We start from the raw sequence: 17,344 nt of genomic DNA on the forward strand, positions 1-17,344 counted from the left end.
TGCAGATGTCGCAATCCACACCGAGCCAGAAGGCCCTCACTCATTTCAAGATCACCCGCCTGTGAACCCCGTCACCAACCTCTGTGGTCAGTACAACTAGGTCACCTCGTGGATCGGGGTCGACGCCGTCTCTCAAGGTCGGCGTGGAACTCGGCGTACTGGACGGCCGGATGTTCGCGGTCATGGTGGTGATGGCGCTGGCCACCACGATGATGGCCGGTCCGCTCCTGCCGCGGCGGGCCGACGAAACCCCCGACCGGGCGTCGAGTAGCCGGCAATGCCGGGACTGGTGGAGCCGTTGCCGGGCCCGGTCGTTGTGGTCGGCCCGGAAAGACTCCGGACACCGCTGAACCCGCTGCCGTTCTCGTTCGTCAAGCTCCCGTGCCCGGTGGCTGCCGACGTCAACCTGCGCCCGTGAGCACGAGGGCCGAACGTGACTGTTTATGACCAGAGTCAGGCTGAATGAACCTTCTGCCGGAACTCGTCGTAAGGCAGTCCGTGGAAGAAAGCACTGCTGTCACGACCCTCAGGAAGCCGTACGGACTGTTCCGTCGGTCTCGCCGGAACACACGGGCCACAAGTCCGGACGCCTCGGGCGGGAAGCGGGCGGCAGGGCGTGCGGCTACCGGCCGGCCGGATGCACAGGCGCCGTCTGAGGCCGCCTACCTCGCCCACGCACGTCGCCTCGTCGCCGAACGTCCCGGAGGTATGGCCGAAGGCCACCTCGACCTGCCCGAGAACTTCGAGGCGCTCCGCCACTTCGCCATTACCGAGGTCTGCTTGCGGACACACCCCGACGGCACGGGAGCGGACGAGCCGTCCCCGGGCCCTCAGGTCGGCCGCAGCGACCATCTTCGGCGGCTGCCCAACGAGAGTACGGCCCGATGACCACCGCACAACAGCCAGTGACCGTCCGCCGGTTCGCCCGCCTTGCTCCCCCTTCGCACGAATACGCCGGTGAGCTCCTGCTGCTCGCCCTGCGCACCGGTGAACTGCTGCTGGCCAATGGCGCGCCGGCCGCCGACGTCGTGGCGACGACGACCGCGATGGCGGCGGGCCTGGGACTTCACGGCTGCACCGTGGACGTCACCGCCGGCGCCCTCTCACTGTCCTACCGCAGCGGGCCGCGCGCGGTGCCCATGACCGAGATCCGGGTCGTGCGCAGCGCCACCCTGGACTACTCGCGCATCGACGCCGTCCACCGTCTCGTCGAACAGGTCGGGCAGGGGCGCTTGGACGTCCGCGCGGCGCGGTACCGCCTGGCGCAGATCGAGGCCGCCCAGCCTGCTCACCCCGCGTGGCAGGTCACGCTGTCCTGGGCGGGCCTGGGGGGTTTCTTCACCGTGATGCTGGGCGGCGGGCCGACGGTGTTCGCCGCCGCCGCCGTGGTGGCCGCCTTCATCGACCGCGCCAACCACCACCTGTCGCGGCGCGGCGTGCCCGACTTCCACCAGGTGGTCCTGGGGGGAGCGGTCGCCACCGCCACTGCGACGGGGCTTTTCCTCACCGGCACGACCACCCAGGCACCGCTCGTCGTAGCGGGCGGAATCGCGATGCTGCTGCCGGGCCTGGCCTTCGTCAGCGGAGTACAGGACGCCATAGCGGGGTACCTGGTCACCGCCGCGGCGCGCGCCCTGGAAGTGGCGATGACCGTCGCCGCGATAGTCGCCGGAGTGGGAGCGGCCCTCTACACTGCGGCGCACTCCGGGCTGCGGGCCCCGCAGGTCCAGCCGGACGGCTTCGCCCTGCACGGCTGGGCCGCGCTCCCCCTGGAGATCCTGGCCGCGACGATGGTCTGCGTCTGCCTGGCCTTCTGCCTCCAGGGGACTCGGTGGAACCTGCTCACGGCCGGCCTGGCCGGCGCGATGGCCTGGACCGTCTACCTCGTGCTCTGGCAGGAATTCCGCCTCCCGCCGCCACTGGCCGCAGCAGTCGCGGCCACTCTCGTCGGCCTCGCCACCCAGACCCTCGCGCACCGCACCAACACCACTGCACTGCTGCTCACCATCGCGGGCATCGCACCGCTCGCTCCCGGCTACACCATTTACCAAGGCATGCTCCACCTCAGCCACGGCCGGCTCGCCCCGGGGCTCCTGACCATCGGCCAAGCCGCGGCCATCGGCCTGGCCATCGCAGGCGGCCTCACACTCGGACACACCGCCGCCGACCAAGTCGCCCCCGGAACGGCCCACCAGAGGGCACGGCTGGCGACCGCCCGCCCCGATCCGACCCGATCCGCAGGAACCACGGTCACCGGCCGGGCTGGCGCCCCCGGCTCGGGGAGCCACCCCACCCCACCCCACCCGACCCGACAGCCGCACCACCGGAGTGGCACGCACCACCAAAGCCGAGAACGCCGACCAGTCCGCACTCATCGCCAAGGCTGGAGACGCCACTTGAATGCGGCAAGCCGGAATCCCGGCCGCCCGCCAGGCGAATCGTCCCTCGTCCGGCCACGCCGCACGGGCCGATGACCTGATGTCCCGTTTCGCGCGGGCCAAGGCCGCGAACAACGTGTCCGCCGCAACCGGAATCCGCGAGGAGGCAGTGCGTGCCCTCGGCGCACCCGGGGTGCCAGGCTCGACGGCCAGGACGCTTCGGCGGCTGCTGAGGGACCTACACAAGTGGATCAGTTCGCGCGAGGCGGACGGCATCCTGGCCCGCATCCACAGCTTGCTGGATAAGGCCCGCCGGGCTGGCGAGAACGGGGACTCACTCGCCCTGCGCAGCGATCTCGCCCACGCCAAGATCCTTCGGCGCAAGCTCGTCGGCGGTGTCTCTCAGGATCTTCAGGAGTTGTTCGAGATCTGCTTTCGGCTTCAGGCCACTGTGGCGGGACCGACTTCCCCACGCCCCGAAGCCACCGGCTCGATGTCTCCTGCACCCGGAGTTCGAGTTCGTCGGTGACCCGCTCGGGTTCGTCGCAGTGGCCGCGGGCCAGGGGAGGAGTAGGACGGCGCCGGGGCGCCCGGTGCAACGGATGCACCGGGCGCCCCGGGTGGTTCCGCTCGCGGAGCGGAGCGGTCGGTCAGGCGAGGCTGTCGTCGATGAAGGCGAACAGTTCCTCGTCGGAGGCGGCCCCGAGGGCGTCGACAGCGGTCAGGTCGACGGCGGTGCCCTCACCGGAGGTGGTGGGTGACGGGCTGTCGGCCCAGTGGGCGGCCAGCGCCTGCAGCCGCATCTGCACCCGGGCGCGGGTCACGCCGTCCGGCGCGGCCTCGGCCATCGCGGCCTCCAGCCGGTCGATCCCGGCCAGCACGTCGGCGCCCGCGCCGCTGCCGTCCGGGGCGAGCTCCTGGCGGATGTGCGCGGCGAGCGCGGCCGGCGTCGGCCGGTCGTAGACCACCGAAGCCGGCAGGACCAGTCCGGTGGCCTCGGCGAGGCGGTTGCGCATGTTCACCGCCGTCAGCGAGTCCAGCCCGAGGTCGCGGAACGCCTGGCCGGGATCGACCTCCTCCGGGCCGGGGTAGCCGAGCACGGCGGCCACCTCGGCCCGCACCAGTGCCAGCACGGCGGCCTCCCGTTCGACCTCCGGGAGGAGGGCCAGCCGGGCCGCCAGCGTCGGGCCCTCCCCGGCCTGGTCATGCGTCGGCGCCGCGGCCCGGGCCGGGGGCAGGGCGTCCTGCCGCCGGAACCAGGCGGCCAGCGCGGGCAGCGCCGCACCGAACGACTGCTCGCCGTCGACGCCGACGAGGGCCGTCAGGGCGGCCAGGTCCTCCTGCTCGACGGCGGCCCGGAACGCGGCGTCCACCCCCGCTCCGCTCGGCCCGTCCTCGGGCGCGGTCTCCGGCCAGTACCGGCGGCGCTGGAACGGGTAGGTCGGCAGCTCGACGCGGTGCGCGCCGGTCCCCGCGAAGTACGCCGGCCAGTCCACCGACGCGCCGCGCACCTGGGCCGCACCGAGCGCGGCGGCCAGCGCCTGCGGCTCGGCCCGGCCGGCGCGCAGCGCGGGGACGAAGGCAGCCTCGGCATCCACGGCGTCCGGGCCCAGCGCCGACAGGACGGCGTCCGGGCCGAGCTCCAGGAAGGTGCGCACCCCCTCCGCGGCCAGCGTGCCGAGAGCGTCGGCGAAGCGGACGGCCTCGCGGACGTGGCGGACCCAGTACTCGGGGGTGCAGACCTCGTCCGCCTCGGCCGTCCGGCCCGTGAGGGTGGAGACGATCGGGATCCGCGGCGCCCGGTACGTCAGACTCTCCGCGACCTTGCGGAAGTCCGCCAGCATGCCGGCGATCAGCGGCGAGTGGAACGCGTGGCTGACGGTGAGCCGCTTGGTCCGGCGGCCCTGCGCGGTCCAGTCGGCGGCGGCCTCCAGCACCGCCTGCTCCTCGCCGGAGAGCACCACCGAGCGGGGGCCGTTGACTGCGGCGATGCCCACCTCGTGCTCGCGCCCGATCAGCAGCGGCAGCACCTCGCCCTCGGCGGCCTCGACGGCGACCATCGCGCCGCCGCTCGGCAGTGCCTGCATCAGCCGGCCACGCGCCGCGACCAGCCGCGCCGCGTCGGCGAGCGAGAGCACCCCGGCGACGTGCGCGGCGGCGAGCTCGCCGATGGAGTGGCCGGCGAGCAGGTCGGGGCGCAGCCCCCACGACTCCAGCAGGCGGAACAGCGCCACCTCCAGGGCGAACAGCGCGGGCTGGGCGTACGCCGTCCCGTCGATCAGGGCCGGGTCGGCGATCGCCTCGCGCAGCGGACGGTCCAGCAGCGGATCGAGTTCGGCACAGACCGCGTCGAACGCCTCCCGGTACGCCGGGTACGCCGCGTACAGCTCCTCGCCCATGCCGGCCCGCTGACTGCCCTGGCCGGTGAACAGGAAGGCGAGCCGGCCCTCGGTGACCGTGCCGCGGACGAGGGCCGCGTCGGCGGTGCCCTCGACGAGAGCGTCCAGGCCGCGCAGCAGCTCGGCGCGGTCGGCGGCGATCACCACGGCCCGGCGGTCGAGTGCCGCCCGGCCGGTGGCGAGCGAGTAGGAGAGGTGGTGCGGCGCCCGGGTGCCGGCGGGGCCGGTGAGGTGGTCGCGCAGCTGGGCGGCGCGGGCGCGCAGCGCGGCCTCGTTCTTGCCGGAGAGCAGCCAGGGCAGCGGCCCCACCGGGGCGGTGGGCTCCGGTGGGGCCGGGGCTTCGGCGGGGGCCTGCTCCAGGACGGCGTGCGCGTTGGTGCCGCTGATACCGAAGGAGGAGACCGCGGCGCGGCGCGGTCGCCCGGTCTCCGGCCAGGGCAGGTGCTCCGTCAGCAGCTCGACGGCACCGGACGTCCAGTCGACGTGCGGCGACGGCTCGTCCACGTGCAGGGTCCGGGGCAGGACGCCGTGCTCCATCGCCAGCACCATCTTGATGACGCCCGCGACGCCCGCGGCGGCCTGGGTGTGGCCGATGTTCGACTTCACCGAGCCCAGGTAGGCGGGCCGCTCCGCGGGGCGGCCCCGGCCGTAGGCGGCGATCAGTGCCTGTGCCTCGATCGGGTCGCCGAGGGTGGTGCCGGTGCCGTGGCCCTCGATGGCGTCGATCTGGTCGGGCGTCAGCCGGGCGGCGGCCAGGGCCTGCTGGATGACTCGGCGCTGTGAGGGCCCGTTGGGGGCGGTCAGGCCGTTGGACGCGCCGTCCTGGTTCACCGCACTGCCCGGGACGAGGGCGAGCACCCGGTGCCCGTTGCGGCGGGCGTCGGAGAGCCGCTCGACCAGCAGCAGGCCGACGCCCTCGGCCATGTTGGTGCCGTCCGCCGCAGCGGCGAAGGACTTGCAGCGCCCGTCGGCGGCGAGACCCCGCTGGCGGCTGAACTCGATCAGCGTGCCGGGGTTGGGCATCACGGTGATGCCGCCGGCGACGGCGAGCGTGCACTCGCCGGCCCGTAGGGCCTGCGCCGCCAGGTGCAGGGCCACCAGCGAGGAGGAGCAGGCGGTGTCGACGGTGACCGCCGGGCCCTCCAGGCCGAAGGCGTAGGAGAGCCGGCCGGACATCACGCTGGCCGTGTTGCCGGTGCCGAGGTGGCCCTCGAAGCTCTCCGCGGCCCGCATCAGCACCGGCACATAGTCCTGGCCGTTGGTGCCGACGAACACGCCGGTGCGGGTGCCGGCGAGGGAGTGCGGGTCGATGCCGGCCCGTTCGAAGACCTCCCAGGTGGTCTCCAGCAGCAGGCGCTGCTGCGGGTCCATGGCGAGCGCCTCGCGCGGGGAGATGCCGAACAGGGCCGCGTCGAAGCTCCCGGCGTCGGCCAGGAACCCGCCCTCGCGGGTGTAGGCGGTGCCCTCCGCGTCGGGGTCGGGGCTGTACAGGGCGTCGAGGTCCCAGCCGCGGTCGGTGGGGAAGCCGGCGATCGCGTCGTCGCCGGCGCAGACCAGCCGCCAGAGGTCCTCGGGCGAGTCGACGCCGCCCGGGAAGCGGCAGCTCATCCCGACGATCGCGATCGGCTCGCGGGCCTGCTCGTCGAGGTCGCGCAGCCTGGCGTGGGCCTCGTCGAGGTCCTTCAGGACGCGCTTGAGGTAGTCGCGGAGCTTGTCTTCATTGGCCATCGGGGAGTCGCCCATTCGGTTCGTCGGGGTGCGGGCCGCGGGCTGTCCGCCGGGCCCGGCGGGGGTCGGAGTGGTGCACGGGCGCTCAGCCCCGCCCGAACTTCCGGTCGATGTAGTCGAAGATCTCGTCGTCGGTGGCGTCGTCGATGACCGCCGCACCGCCGCCGCCGTCGCCGCCGTCCGTCGCCGCCGCCTCGTTCCAGGCGGTGAGCAGGCCCTGCAGGCGGGCCTCGATCCGGCCGTGCGCCGCACCGTCGGGGGCGAGGGCGGACACCTCGTCCGCGGCCAGCGCGGCGAGGGCGCTCTCCAGCCGCTCCAGCTCCGCGAGCAGCTGCGGGGCGGGCGGTGCGGGGGCGATCTCCTCGCGCAGGTGCTCGGCGAGCAGCGCGGGCGTCGGGTAGTCGAAGACCAGCGTCGCCGAGAGTCGCAGCCCCACGGCGGCGCCGAGGCGGTTGCGCAGTTCGACGGCGGTCAGCGAGTCGAAGCCGAGCTCGCGGAACGCCTGGCCGGCGCCGATCAGTTCGGCCGAGGAGTAGCCGAGCACGGCCGAGACGTGGCTGCGCACCAGGTCGAGCAGCAGGCGCTCCTGCTCGGCCGGGTCCCGCCCGGCGAGCCGCGCGGCCAGGTCGGCGGCCGGGTCCGCGGCGATGCCGGCGGAACGCGCCGCGGCACGGCGCGCCGGTGGCCGGACCAGGCCGTGGAAGAGCGTCGGCAGGGCACCGGGCGTGCCGGCGAGGGTGCGCAGCGCGCCGGGGTCCAGCCGGACGGGCAGCAGCACCGGCTCGTCCGGCACCGTCAGTGCGGTGTCGAGCAGGGCCAGGCCCTGTTCGGCACTCAGCGGGAGGACGCCGCCGCGGGCCGACCTGGCGAGGTCGACCTCGGTCAGCCGCCCGGCCATGCCGCGCCGTTCGGCCCACATGCCCCAGACCAGGGAGAGCGCCGGCAGTCCGGCCGCCTGCCGGTGCCTGGCCAGCGCGTCGAGGAAGACGTTGGCCGCGCCGTAGTTGGCGAGGCCGGCGCCGCCGAAGGTGCCGGCGGCCGCGGAGAAGAGCACGAAGGCCGCCAGGTCCAGGTGGGCGGTGAGTTCGTGCAGGTGGACGGCGGCGTCCACCTTGGGGCGCAGCACCCGTTCGATCCGCTCGGGGGTGAGCGAGCCGATCACGCCGTCGTCGAGGACGGCGGCGGTGTGCACGACGGCGGTCAGCGGGTGCTCGGCGGGGACGGCGGCCAGGACGGCGGCGAGCGCCTCGCGGTCGGCGGTGTCGCAGGCGACCAGGTCGACCTCGGCGCCAAGGTCGGCGAGGGTGCGCAGGAGGTCGTCCGCGCCGTCGGCGGCGGGGCCGCGGCGGCTGGTGAGCAGGAGCCTGCGCACGCCGTGCTCGGTGACCAGGTGGCGGGCGAGCAGGGCGCCGAGTCCGCCGGTGGCGCCGGTGATCAGCACGGTGCCGGCGGGGTCGAGCGGGCGGGTCGGGACGGCTTCCCTGGCCGTTCCCGGCGCGGTCCGTTCGACCCGGGCCAGCCGGGGCACCAGGACGGTGCCGGCGCGCAGCGCGTACTCGTCCTCGCCGCCGGCCAGGGCGGCGGGCAGCAGCCGCCGGGACTCGTCGTGGTCGTCGAGGTCGACCAGGACCAGCCGGCCGGTGCTCTCCGCCTGGGCCGCGCGGACCAGGCCCCAGACGGGGGCCTGCGCGAGGTCGTGGTCCGCGTCGTCGCCCGGTCCGGCGGCGACCGCGCCGCTGGTGAGCAGGACGAGGCGGGAGTCCGCGAGGGCGTCCTCGGCCAGCCAGTTCCGGACGAGCTCGAAGGTGCGCGCCGTGGTGGCGTGGACGTCGCCGATCAGTCCCGCACCGGTGGCCCCGGCCGGGCAGGCGGCCAGGACGGTGGCGGGCGCCGGCCGGCCCGCGGCCACGGCAGCGAGCAGCCCGGCCAGGTCGGCGTGGGTGTCGACGTGCAGGCCGGCGCGTTCCAGTGTCGCCCCGACCTTGGAGTCGTCCGGCCCGAGGACGGCCCAGCTGCCCGGGGCGCCGTTCTCGGCGGCCGGTGGCGGCACGGTCCAGTCGACCCGGTAGAGCGCGTCGTGGTGGCCGGCCAGCGCGGCCTGCTCACGCGGGACGGGGCGCAGGGTCAGCGCCGCCACCGAGGCGACCGGTGCGCCGGTGCCGTCGGCAGCCGTGAGGGCGACGGTGTCCGGGCCGGTCGGGACGATCCGCAGCCGCAGGGTGCCGGCCCCGGCCGCGTGCAGCGCGAAGCCGCTCCAGGCGAACGGCCGCAGTTCCGTGCCGTCCCCGTCCGTCGTACCGTCCCCGTCCGCGGTCGCCGTGCCGCTCCCGTGGTGGGCGGCCGTGGCGAGCGCCTGCACGCCGGCGTCCAGCAGGGCCGGGTGCAGCGCGTACGCACCGGCCTGCGGCTGCTGGGCGTCGGGCAGCGCGGCCTCGGCGTAGACCGCTCCGCCGTGCTGCCAGACCCTCGTCAGGCCCTGGAAGGCGGGCCCGTAGGTCAGGCCGGCGTCGGCGAGCCGGTCGTAGTGGCCGTCCAGCGGCAGCTCCACCGCACCGGCCGGCGGCCAGGCCGCCAGGTCGAGCGGATCGGTCGGCACGGCCGTGCCGGGGGCCAGGGTGCCGCTCGCGTGCCGGGTCCACGGCTGCCCGGTGTCCTCGTCCTCGGGCCGCGCGTACACGGCGAGCGGGCGCCGGCCGGCCGGGTCGGGCGCGCCGACGGCGAGTTGCAGCCGGACCGCCCCGGTGGGCGGCAGTGCCAGCGGCGTCTGCAGGGTGAGTTCCTCCACGAGGGCGCAGCCGACCTGGTCGCCGGCGCGGACGGCCAGTTCGACGAAGGCGGTCGCGCCGAGCAGTGCGGTGCCGCCGACGGCGTGGTCGGCGAGCCACGGGTGGGTGCGCAGGGAGAGCCGGCCGGTGAGCAGGTGGCCGTCGGAGTCGGGGAGTTCGACGGCCGCGCCGAGCAGCGGGTGCTCGGCGGCGCCGAGTCCGGCGGCGGCCACGTCGGAAGGTGCCGCGTGCGCGGGCTCCGCCCAGTAGCGCTCCCGCTGGAAGGCGTAGGTGGGCAGTTGGACGTGCGGGCCGCGGCCGTCGCCGAGGAACGCCGTCCAGTCCACCGGGACGCCCCGGGTGTGGGCCGCGGCGAGCGAGGCGACCACCCGGTCCGGGCCGCCGTCCTCGCGGCGCAGGGTGCCGATGGCGACCGCGTCGGCGGCGGCCTCCTCGATGTTCTCCTGGATCGCGGTGGTCAGCACCGGGTGGGCACTGACCTCGACGAAGGTGTCGACGCCGTCCGCGAGCAGGGCGGCAACCGCCTCCGCGAAGCGCACCGGCTGCCGGAGGTTGCGGTACCAGTACGCGGCGTCCAGGTCGGAGCCGTCCGTCGGCGCACAGCTGACGGTGGAGAAGAGCGGCACCGTCCCGGCCTGCGGGCGGAGGTCCGCCAGCACGGCCAGGACGTCCTCGCGGATCGCCTCGGCCTGCGCGGAGTGCGAGGCGAAATGCGAGGAGACCAGGCGGGCCCGGACCCCCTGCTCCGCGCAGGAGGCCAGCAGTTCCGTCAGGGCGGCCGTCTCACCGCAGACCAGCACGGACGCGGGCCCGTTGACCGCACCGACGGAGAGCCGGTCCGCCCACGGGGCGAGGCGCGCGTGCACCTCGGCGACGGGCAGTGCCACGGACGCCATGCCGCCGCGGCCGGCCATCCCCTCGGCGATCGCGCGGCCGCGCAGCGCCACCGCACGGGCGGCGTCCTCCAGGGTCAGCGCACCCGACACGGTTGCGGCGGCCAGCTCGCCCTGCGAGTGGCCGAGGACGACGGCCGGTTCGACGCCCGCCGCCCGCCACACCTCGGCGAGCGACACCATCACCGCCCAGAGCGCCGGCTGCACCATGTCCATTCGGTCCGTCCAGGTGTCGCCCGCGACGCCGCGCACCACGTCCAGCAGCGACCAGTCGGCGGTGAACGGCGCCAGGGCGGCCGCGCACTCGGCCATCCGGGCCGCGAACACCGGGGAGGACGCCAGCAGCTCCACCGCCATGGCGGGCCAGGCCGAGCCCTGCCCGGGGAAGACGAACGCCACCTTCGGCGGCCGGCCCGCAGAGCCGTGGACCAGCCCGGCGGCCGGCCGGCCCTCCGCCAGCGCCGCCAGAGCGTGCACCGCAGACGCCCGGTCACCCGCGACCACCACCGCGCGGTGGTCGAAGCGGGTACGGGTCGCCGCCAGGGCACGGCCGACCTCCGCCGGCGACAGCTCCGGCTGCTGCGCCAGGAACGCGCCGAGCCTCGCCGCCTGCGCCCGCAGGGCCGGCTCGGTGCGGCCGGAGAGCACCAGCGGCACCGGAGCGCCGGCGGTGTCCGCCGCGCCCCGCACCGGTTCCGCCGCGGGCGGCTGTTCCAGGACGGTGTGCGCATTGGTGCCGCTCATGCCGAACGAGGAGACCGCGGCCCGGCGCGGCTGCCCGGTCTCCGGCCACGGCCGGTGCTCCGTCAGCAGCTCGACCGCGCCGGCCGACCAGTCGACGTGCGGCGACGGCTCGTCCACGTGCAGGGTCCGCGGGAGGACGCCGTGCTCCATCGCCAGCACCATCTTGATGATGCCCGCGACACCGGCGGCGGCCTGGGTGTGGCCGATGTTCGACTTGATCGAGCCCAGCCAGAGGGGCTCCGCCCCGGCGCGGTCCCGACCGTAGGTGGCGAGCAGCGCCTGGGCCTCGATGGGGTCGCCGAGCCGGGTGCCGGTGCCGTGCGCCTCGACGGCGTCCACCTGGCCGCCCGTCAGCCCGGCTGCGGCCAGCGCCTGGCGGATCACCCGCTGCTGCGCGGGCCCGTTCGGCGCGGTCAGACCGTTGGACGCGCCGTCCTGGTTGACCGCGGAGCCGCGGACCAGGGCCAGCACCTGGTGCCCGTTGCGCTGCGCGTCGGAGAGCCGCTCGACCAGCAGCAGGCCGACGCCCTCGCCCCAGCCGGTGCCGTCCGCGCCCGCCGCGAACGCCTTGCACCGCCCGTCCGCGGCCAGGCCGCCCTGGCGGCTGAACGAGACGAACGCACCCGGCGAGGACATCACCGTCACGCCGCCCGCCAGGGCGAGCGAGCACTCGCCGTTGCGCAGCGACTGGACGGCCCAGTGCAGGGCGACCAGCGAGGAGGAGCAGGCGGTGTCGACGGTGGCCGCCGGACCCTCCAGGCCGAAGGTGTAGGCGAGACGGCCGGAGACCACGCTGGCCGCGTTGCCGGTGCCGAGGAACCCGCCGATCTCGTCGGAGGCCTCGATGGCCAGTTGGAGGTAGTCCTGGCCGTTGGTGCCGACGAAGACGCCGGTACGGCTGCCGCGCAGGGTCTCCGGGTCGATGCCCGCCCGCTCGAACGCCTCCCAGGCGGTCTCCAGCAGCAGCCGCTGCTGCGGGTCCATGGCGAGTGCCTCGCGCGGCGAGATCCCGAAGAAGGTCGGATCGAACTCGCCCGCCCCGTAGAGGAATCCGCCCTCCCGGGTGGCCGAGGAGTGCGCTTCGTCGCCGCTCTGGAGGGCCTCCAGGTCCCAACCACGGTCGGTGGGGAAGCCGGCGATCGCGTCGCCGCCGGTGGACAGCAGCCGCCACAGCGCCTCGGGGGTGTCGACGCCGCCCGGGAAGCGGCAGCTCATCGCGACGATGGCGATCGGGTCGTCCGCGGTGGGAACGGCGGTGGCGACCGGTTCCGCGGCGGCCGTGCCGAGGAGTTCGTCGCGGAGGTGGTCGGCCAGGCCGCGGACCGACGGGTAGTCGAACACGAGCGTCGCGGGCAGCGGGAGGCCGGTCGCGGCACCCAGCAGGTTGCGGAACTCCACGGCGGTCAGCGAGTCGAAGCCCAGCTCGCGGAAGGCCTTGCCGACCTCCACGCCCGCCGGGTCCGCATGGCCGAGGACGGCGGCCGCGTGTCCGCGCACCAGGTCGAGCAGCGCGGCGTCGCGCTCGTCCACCGGCAGCCCGGCGAGCCGCTCGGCGAGCCCGGTGCCGGGACCGGCCGCGGCGTGCGCCGTGCGGTCCAGGACCTCCCTGGCCTCGGGCAGCGCGTCGAGGAGGCGGCTGGGCCGGGCAGCGGTGAACCCGGGGGCGAACAGCTCCCAGTCGACGTCGGCCGCGACCACCGCCGGAGCCTCACCGTTCGGGGCGAGCTCCCGCCGGAGGAAGGACAGGCCGAGCTCCGGCGCCATGGCCGGCATTCCGCCGCGGCGCAGGCGTTCGGCCAGCCCGTCGTCGGTGGCCATGCCCGCCTCCGCCCACGGACCCCAGGCGATCGACGTCGCCGGAAGGCCGTCCGCCCGCCGCTGCTCCGCCAGGGCGTCCAGATACGCGTTGGCAGCCGCGTAGTTACCCTGCCCCGCACTGCCGATCGTCCCCGCGATCGAGGAGAACAGCACGAACGCGGACAGATCGCGGCCGGCCGTCAGCTCGTGCAGATGACGGGCCGCATCCACCTTCGGACGGGCCACCGACGCCAACCGCTCCCCGGTCAGCGCGTCGATCACACCGTCGTCCAGCACACCGGCCGTGTGGAAGACCGCCGACAGCTCGTGCTCCGCCAGCAATCCGGCCAGCGCGTCCCGGTCCGCAACATCGCAGGCGGCAACGGTCACAGTCGTCCCGAGCGCGGTCAGCTCGTCCCGCAACTCGGCCGCACCCGGCGCCTCCAGGCCCCGACGGCTCGTCAGCACCAGACGCCCGGCCCCGTTCCGCGCCAGCCAACGAGCCACCTGCGCACCCAGCGCACCCGTACCACCGGTCACCAGCACCGTCCCCGACGGCGACCACGGCGAGCCCTCACCCCGCGGCGCACGCACCAGACGCCGACCGAACACACCCGAGGACCGGACCGCGACCTGATCCTCACCACCATCGGCCAGCACGCCGGCCAGACGCTCCAAGGCCCGCTCATCAGGAGACTCCGGCAGGTCGATCAGACCACCCCAAAGCTCCGGATGCTCCAACGCCACCACCCGGCCCAGACCCCACACCTGCGCCGCCGCCGGATCCGCCAGCCGCTCCGAACCGCCGGTGGCCACCGCACCCCGCGTCACACACCACAACCGCGCAGCGACCCCGGCATCACCCAGCGCCTGCACCACGGCCAGCACCGAGCCCGGCACCACGGCCGGCAGCAGCACACCCGCCACCACCGCACCATCGGCCAGCACCGACCGCAACTCGCCCGCCAGCACGACACGGTCGGCCGCGCCGGCGTCGGCATCGAAGAACCGCACCTCCGCACCACGGCCGGCCAACACCCCGGCCAGCTCACCGGCCCCGGCCGCCACCAGCCACACACCCGACAGCCCGTCCGCCGACTCCACCACCGGCCGCCACACCACCCGGTAACGCCAGCCGTCCACCACCGACGTCTCACGATTGCGCCGCCGCCACGCCGAGAGCTTGGGCAGGAGGGCGCTCAGCTGGTCGCCGTCCTCGATCTCGAGGGCCGCCGCCAAGCTGGCGGTGTCCTCACGTTCGACGGCGTGCCAGAAGTGCGCGGCGGCCGGGTCCTCGGCACCCACGGCGCCGGCCTGCGGCGCGGCGGACTCCAGCCAGTACCAGGCGTGCTGGAAGGCATAGGTGGGCAGGTCCACCGGGCGAGCGTCGTGGCCGGCGAAGACGGCCGGCCAGTCGACGTGCCCGCCGCGGACGTGGGTCCGGCCGAGCGCTGTCGCCAGCGACTGCGCCTCGGGGCGACCCGCGCGCAGCAGCGGGACGAACGCGCCCTCGGCCGCGGACTCCTGGCCCAGCGCCGACAGCACCCCGTCCGGACCCAGCTCCACGAACGTCCGAACACCCTGCGTCGCCAACGCCTCCACCGCATCCGCGAACCGAACAGCCTCCCGCACATGCCGCACCCAGTACTCCGGATCCGTCAACTCCACGGAGACCAGCCCACCGGTCAACGTCGACACCACCGGAATCCGCGGCAGCTCGAACACCACCTGCCCGGCCACCGCACGGAACTCCGCCAACATCCCGTCCATCAGCGGCGAATGGAACGCATGACTCACGGTGAGCCGCTTGGACTTGCGTCCCGTCAGCTGCGCCAGCACGGCCAGGACGGCGTCCTCGGCACCGGACAGCACCACGGAGGTCGGGCCGTTGACGGCGGCGATGCCAACACCGTCACCCAGCAGCGGCAGGACCTCCGCTTCGGACGCCTGCACCGCGACCATCGCGCCGCCGCGCGGCAGCGCCTGCATCAGCCGACCCCGCGCAGCCACCAGCCGCGCCGCATCCGCCAGCGACATCACCCCGGCCACATGCGCAGCGGCAAGCTCACCGATCGAATGCCCGGCCACGAAGTCCGACCGCACGCCCCACGACTCCAGCAGGCGGAACAGCGCCACCTCCACGGCGAACAACGCCGGCTGCGCCCAACCCGTCTCATCGATCAGCTCGGCGTCCGCGATCGCCTCGCGCAGCGGACGATCCAGATGGCGATCCAGCTCCGCACAGACCTCGTCGAACGCCGCAGCGAACGCAGGGTGGGCGGCAGACAACTCCTCCCCCATCCCGGCCCGCTGGCTGCCCTGACCGGTGAAGAGGAAGGCCTGCCGGCCGGCGGCGGCCACGCCCTGGACCAGCCCCGGGTCCTGCTCGCCCGCCGCCAGTGCGCGCAGCGCACGCAGTACGGCAGCACGGTCCTCGCCGACCACCGCGGCACGCCGTTCGAGGACGGCGCGCCCGGTCGCCAGAGTGTGTGCCACGTCGGCGAGTTCGAGATCGGGCGACTCCTCCACCAGGGCCGTCAGCCGCGCGGCCTGCGCCCGCAGTGCATCCTCGCCGCGGGCCGAGAGCAGCCAGGGCAGCACCGGCGCCCGGCGCTCCGCCGGGCGGCGCTGCACGGTGCGGAGGTCGCTCGGCGGCTCCTCGATGATGGTGTGGGCGTTGGTGCCGCTGATGCCGAACGAGGAGACGGCGGCCCGTCGGGGCCGTCCGGTCGCGGGCCACGGCCGCGACTCGGTGAGCAGTTCGACCGCGCCGGCCGTCCAGTCGACGTTCGACGAGGGCTCGTCCACGTGCAGGGTCGGCGGCAGCATCCCGTGCCGCATCGCCATCACCATCTTGATGATGCCCGCCGCACCGGCGGCGGCCTGGGTGTGGCCGAGGTTCGACTTCACCGAGCCCAGCCAGAGCGGGAGTTCCTCCGTGTGGGCCTGCCCGTAGGTGGCGAGCAGGGCCTGCGCCTCGATCGGGTCGCCGAGCGTCGTGCCGGTGCCGTGCGCCTCCACCGCGTCCACCTGGTCGCCCGTCAACCCAGCGGCGGCCAGGGCCTCGCGGATCACCCGCTGCTGGGACGGGCCGTTCGGCGCGGTGAGACCGTTGGAGGCGCCGTCCTGGTTGACCGCGGATCCGCGGACGACCGCGAGCACCCGGTGTCCGTTGCGACGGGCGTCGGAGAGCCGCTCGACGAGGAGCAGGCCGACGCCTTCGCCCCAGCCGGTGCCGTCGGCCGAGGCTGCGAACGACTTGCAGCGCCCGTCGGGCGAGAGGCCGCGCTGGCGGCTGAAGTCGACGAAGGTCTCGGGGGTGCCCATCACGGTGACACCGCCGGCGAGCGCCATCGTGCACTCGCCGCTGCGGAGCGCCTGGATCGCCAGGTGGAGCGCGACCAGCGAGGAGGAGCAGGCGGTGTCGACGGTGACCGCCGGGCCCTCCAGGCCGAACGTGTAGGCGACCCGGCCGGAGGCGATGCTGCCGGAGTTGCCGGTGCCGAGGTAGCCCTCGACACCGTCGGGGAGTTCACCCAGATTGCTGGTGTAGTCGTGGTACATCACGCCGGCGAACACGCCGGTGCGGCTGCCGCGCAGCGTCGCCGGGTCGATGCCGGCCCGCTCGAACGCCTCCCAGGAGGTCTCCAGCAGCAGGCGCTGCTGCGGGTCCATCGCCAGCGCCTCGCGCGGCGAGATCCCGAAGAAGCCCGGATCGAACAGCCCTGCGTCGTGCAGGAACCCGCCCTCCCGCGCGTACGAGGTGCCCTGGTGGTCGGGGTCGGGGTGGTAGAGGTTCTCGAGGTCCCAGCCGCGGCCGGTCGGGAAGCCGGAGACGGCGTCGCGGCCCTCCGAGACCAGCTGCCACAGGTCCTCCGGCGAGCCGATGCCGCCCGGGAAGCGGCAGGCCATGCCGACGATCGCGATCGGATCGGTGTCGGTCGCCTCGGCCGGGGCCACGGCGGGGCCCTGCTCGACGGCGTCACCGACCAGTTCGGCGAGCAGGAACGCGGCCAGGGCACCCGGGGTCGGATAGTCGAAGACCAGCGTCGCGGGCAGCCGCAGACCGGTCTCACCGTTGAGCTGGTTGCGCAGTTCGACGGAGGTCAGCGAGTCGAAGCCGAGTTCCTTGAACGCCCGCCCGGCGTCGACCTCGCCCGCGTCGGCGTAGCCGAGTACCGCGGCGATCCGGGTGCGGACCAGGCCGAGCAGGGTCTGCTCCCGGTCCGCGGCCGGCTGGGCCGACAGGCGGGCGGCCAGCTCGGAGCCGCCCGCCGCAGCCCCGACGCGGGCGGAGCGGCGGGTCGGCACCCGGACCAGCCCTCGCAGCAGCGGCAGCACCCCGGCGGTGGACTCGCGGCGGACGGCGGCGAGGTCGAGCCGCATCGGCACCAGCGTCGCGGCATCGGTGGCGACGGCGGCGTCGAAGAGCGCCAGCCCTTCCGCTGCGGCCAGCCCCTCGACACCCGACCGGGCCATCCGGTCGGCATCAGCGCTCGCCAGGTTGCCGGCCATCCCCGCGCCGTCGGCCCACAGGCCCCAGGCGAGGGAGGTGGCGGGCAGTCCGGCGGCCCGGCGCTGGGCGGCGAGGGCGTCCAGGAAGACGTTCGCGGCCGCGT

Annotated in this window: 4 protein-coding genes; 2 read left to right on the top strand and 2 right to left on the bottom strand. The window is 75.0% G+C overall.

All coding sequences use genetic code 11. The annotated features are described in order from the left end of the window. The first annotated feature begins 884 nt into the window (after positions 1 to 884). Positions 885 to 2,474, top strand: coding sequence for a threonine/serine exporter family protein (locus ACIBEC_RS46660; RefSeq protein WP_360509834.1), 1,590 nt, complete (start codon positions 885 to 887; stop codon positions 2,472 to 2,474). A 4-nt stretch (positions 2,475 to 2,478) separates the two neighbouring features. Beyond that, a complete protein-coding gene (locus tag ACIBEC_RS46665; protein WP_360509835.1) occupies positions 2,479 to 2,907 on the top strand; it encodes a hypothetical protein in 429 nt (142 codons plus the stop codon). Between the two features lie 121 nt (positions 2,908 to 3,028). On the opposite strand, the gene ACIBEC_RS46670 is transcribed toward ACIBEC_RS46665, so the two are convergent. Together ACIBEC_RS46670 and ACIBEC_RS46675 are read right to left on the bottom strand one after the other, a co-directional pair. After that, positions 3,029 to 6,463 (bottom strand): type I polyketide synthase, encoded by a 3,435-nt coding sequence (locus ACIBEC_RS46670; protein WP_396290785.1) that lies wholly within the window; start codon positions 6,461 to 6,463, stop codon positions 3,029 to 3,031. A 127-nt stretch (positions 6,464 to 6,590) separates the two neighbouring features. After that, a partial coding sequence (locus tag ACIBEC_RS46675) for a type I polyketide synthase (RefSeq protein WP_396290783.1) occupies positions 6,591 to 17,344 on the bottom strand: 10,754 nt, incomplete at its 5' end.

It is taken from the genome of Kitasatospora sp. NPDC051164 (assembly GCF_044455625.1).
Lineage (GTDB): Bacteria > Actinomycetota > Actinomycetes > Streptomycetales > Streptomycetaceae > Kitasatospora.

Coding starts and splice junctions, on each gene's coding strand:
- ACIBEC_RS46660 (WP_360509834.1), top strand. CDS start 885: ATGACCACCGCACAACAGCCAGTGACCGTCCGCCGGTTCGCCCGCCTT.
- ACIBEC_RS46665 (WP_360509835.1), top strand. CDS start 2,479: ATGTCCCGTTTCGCGCGGGCCAAGGCCGCGAACAACGTGTCCGCCGCA.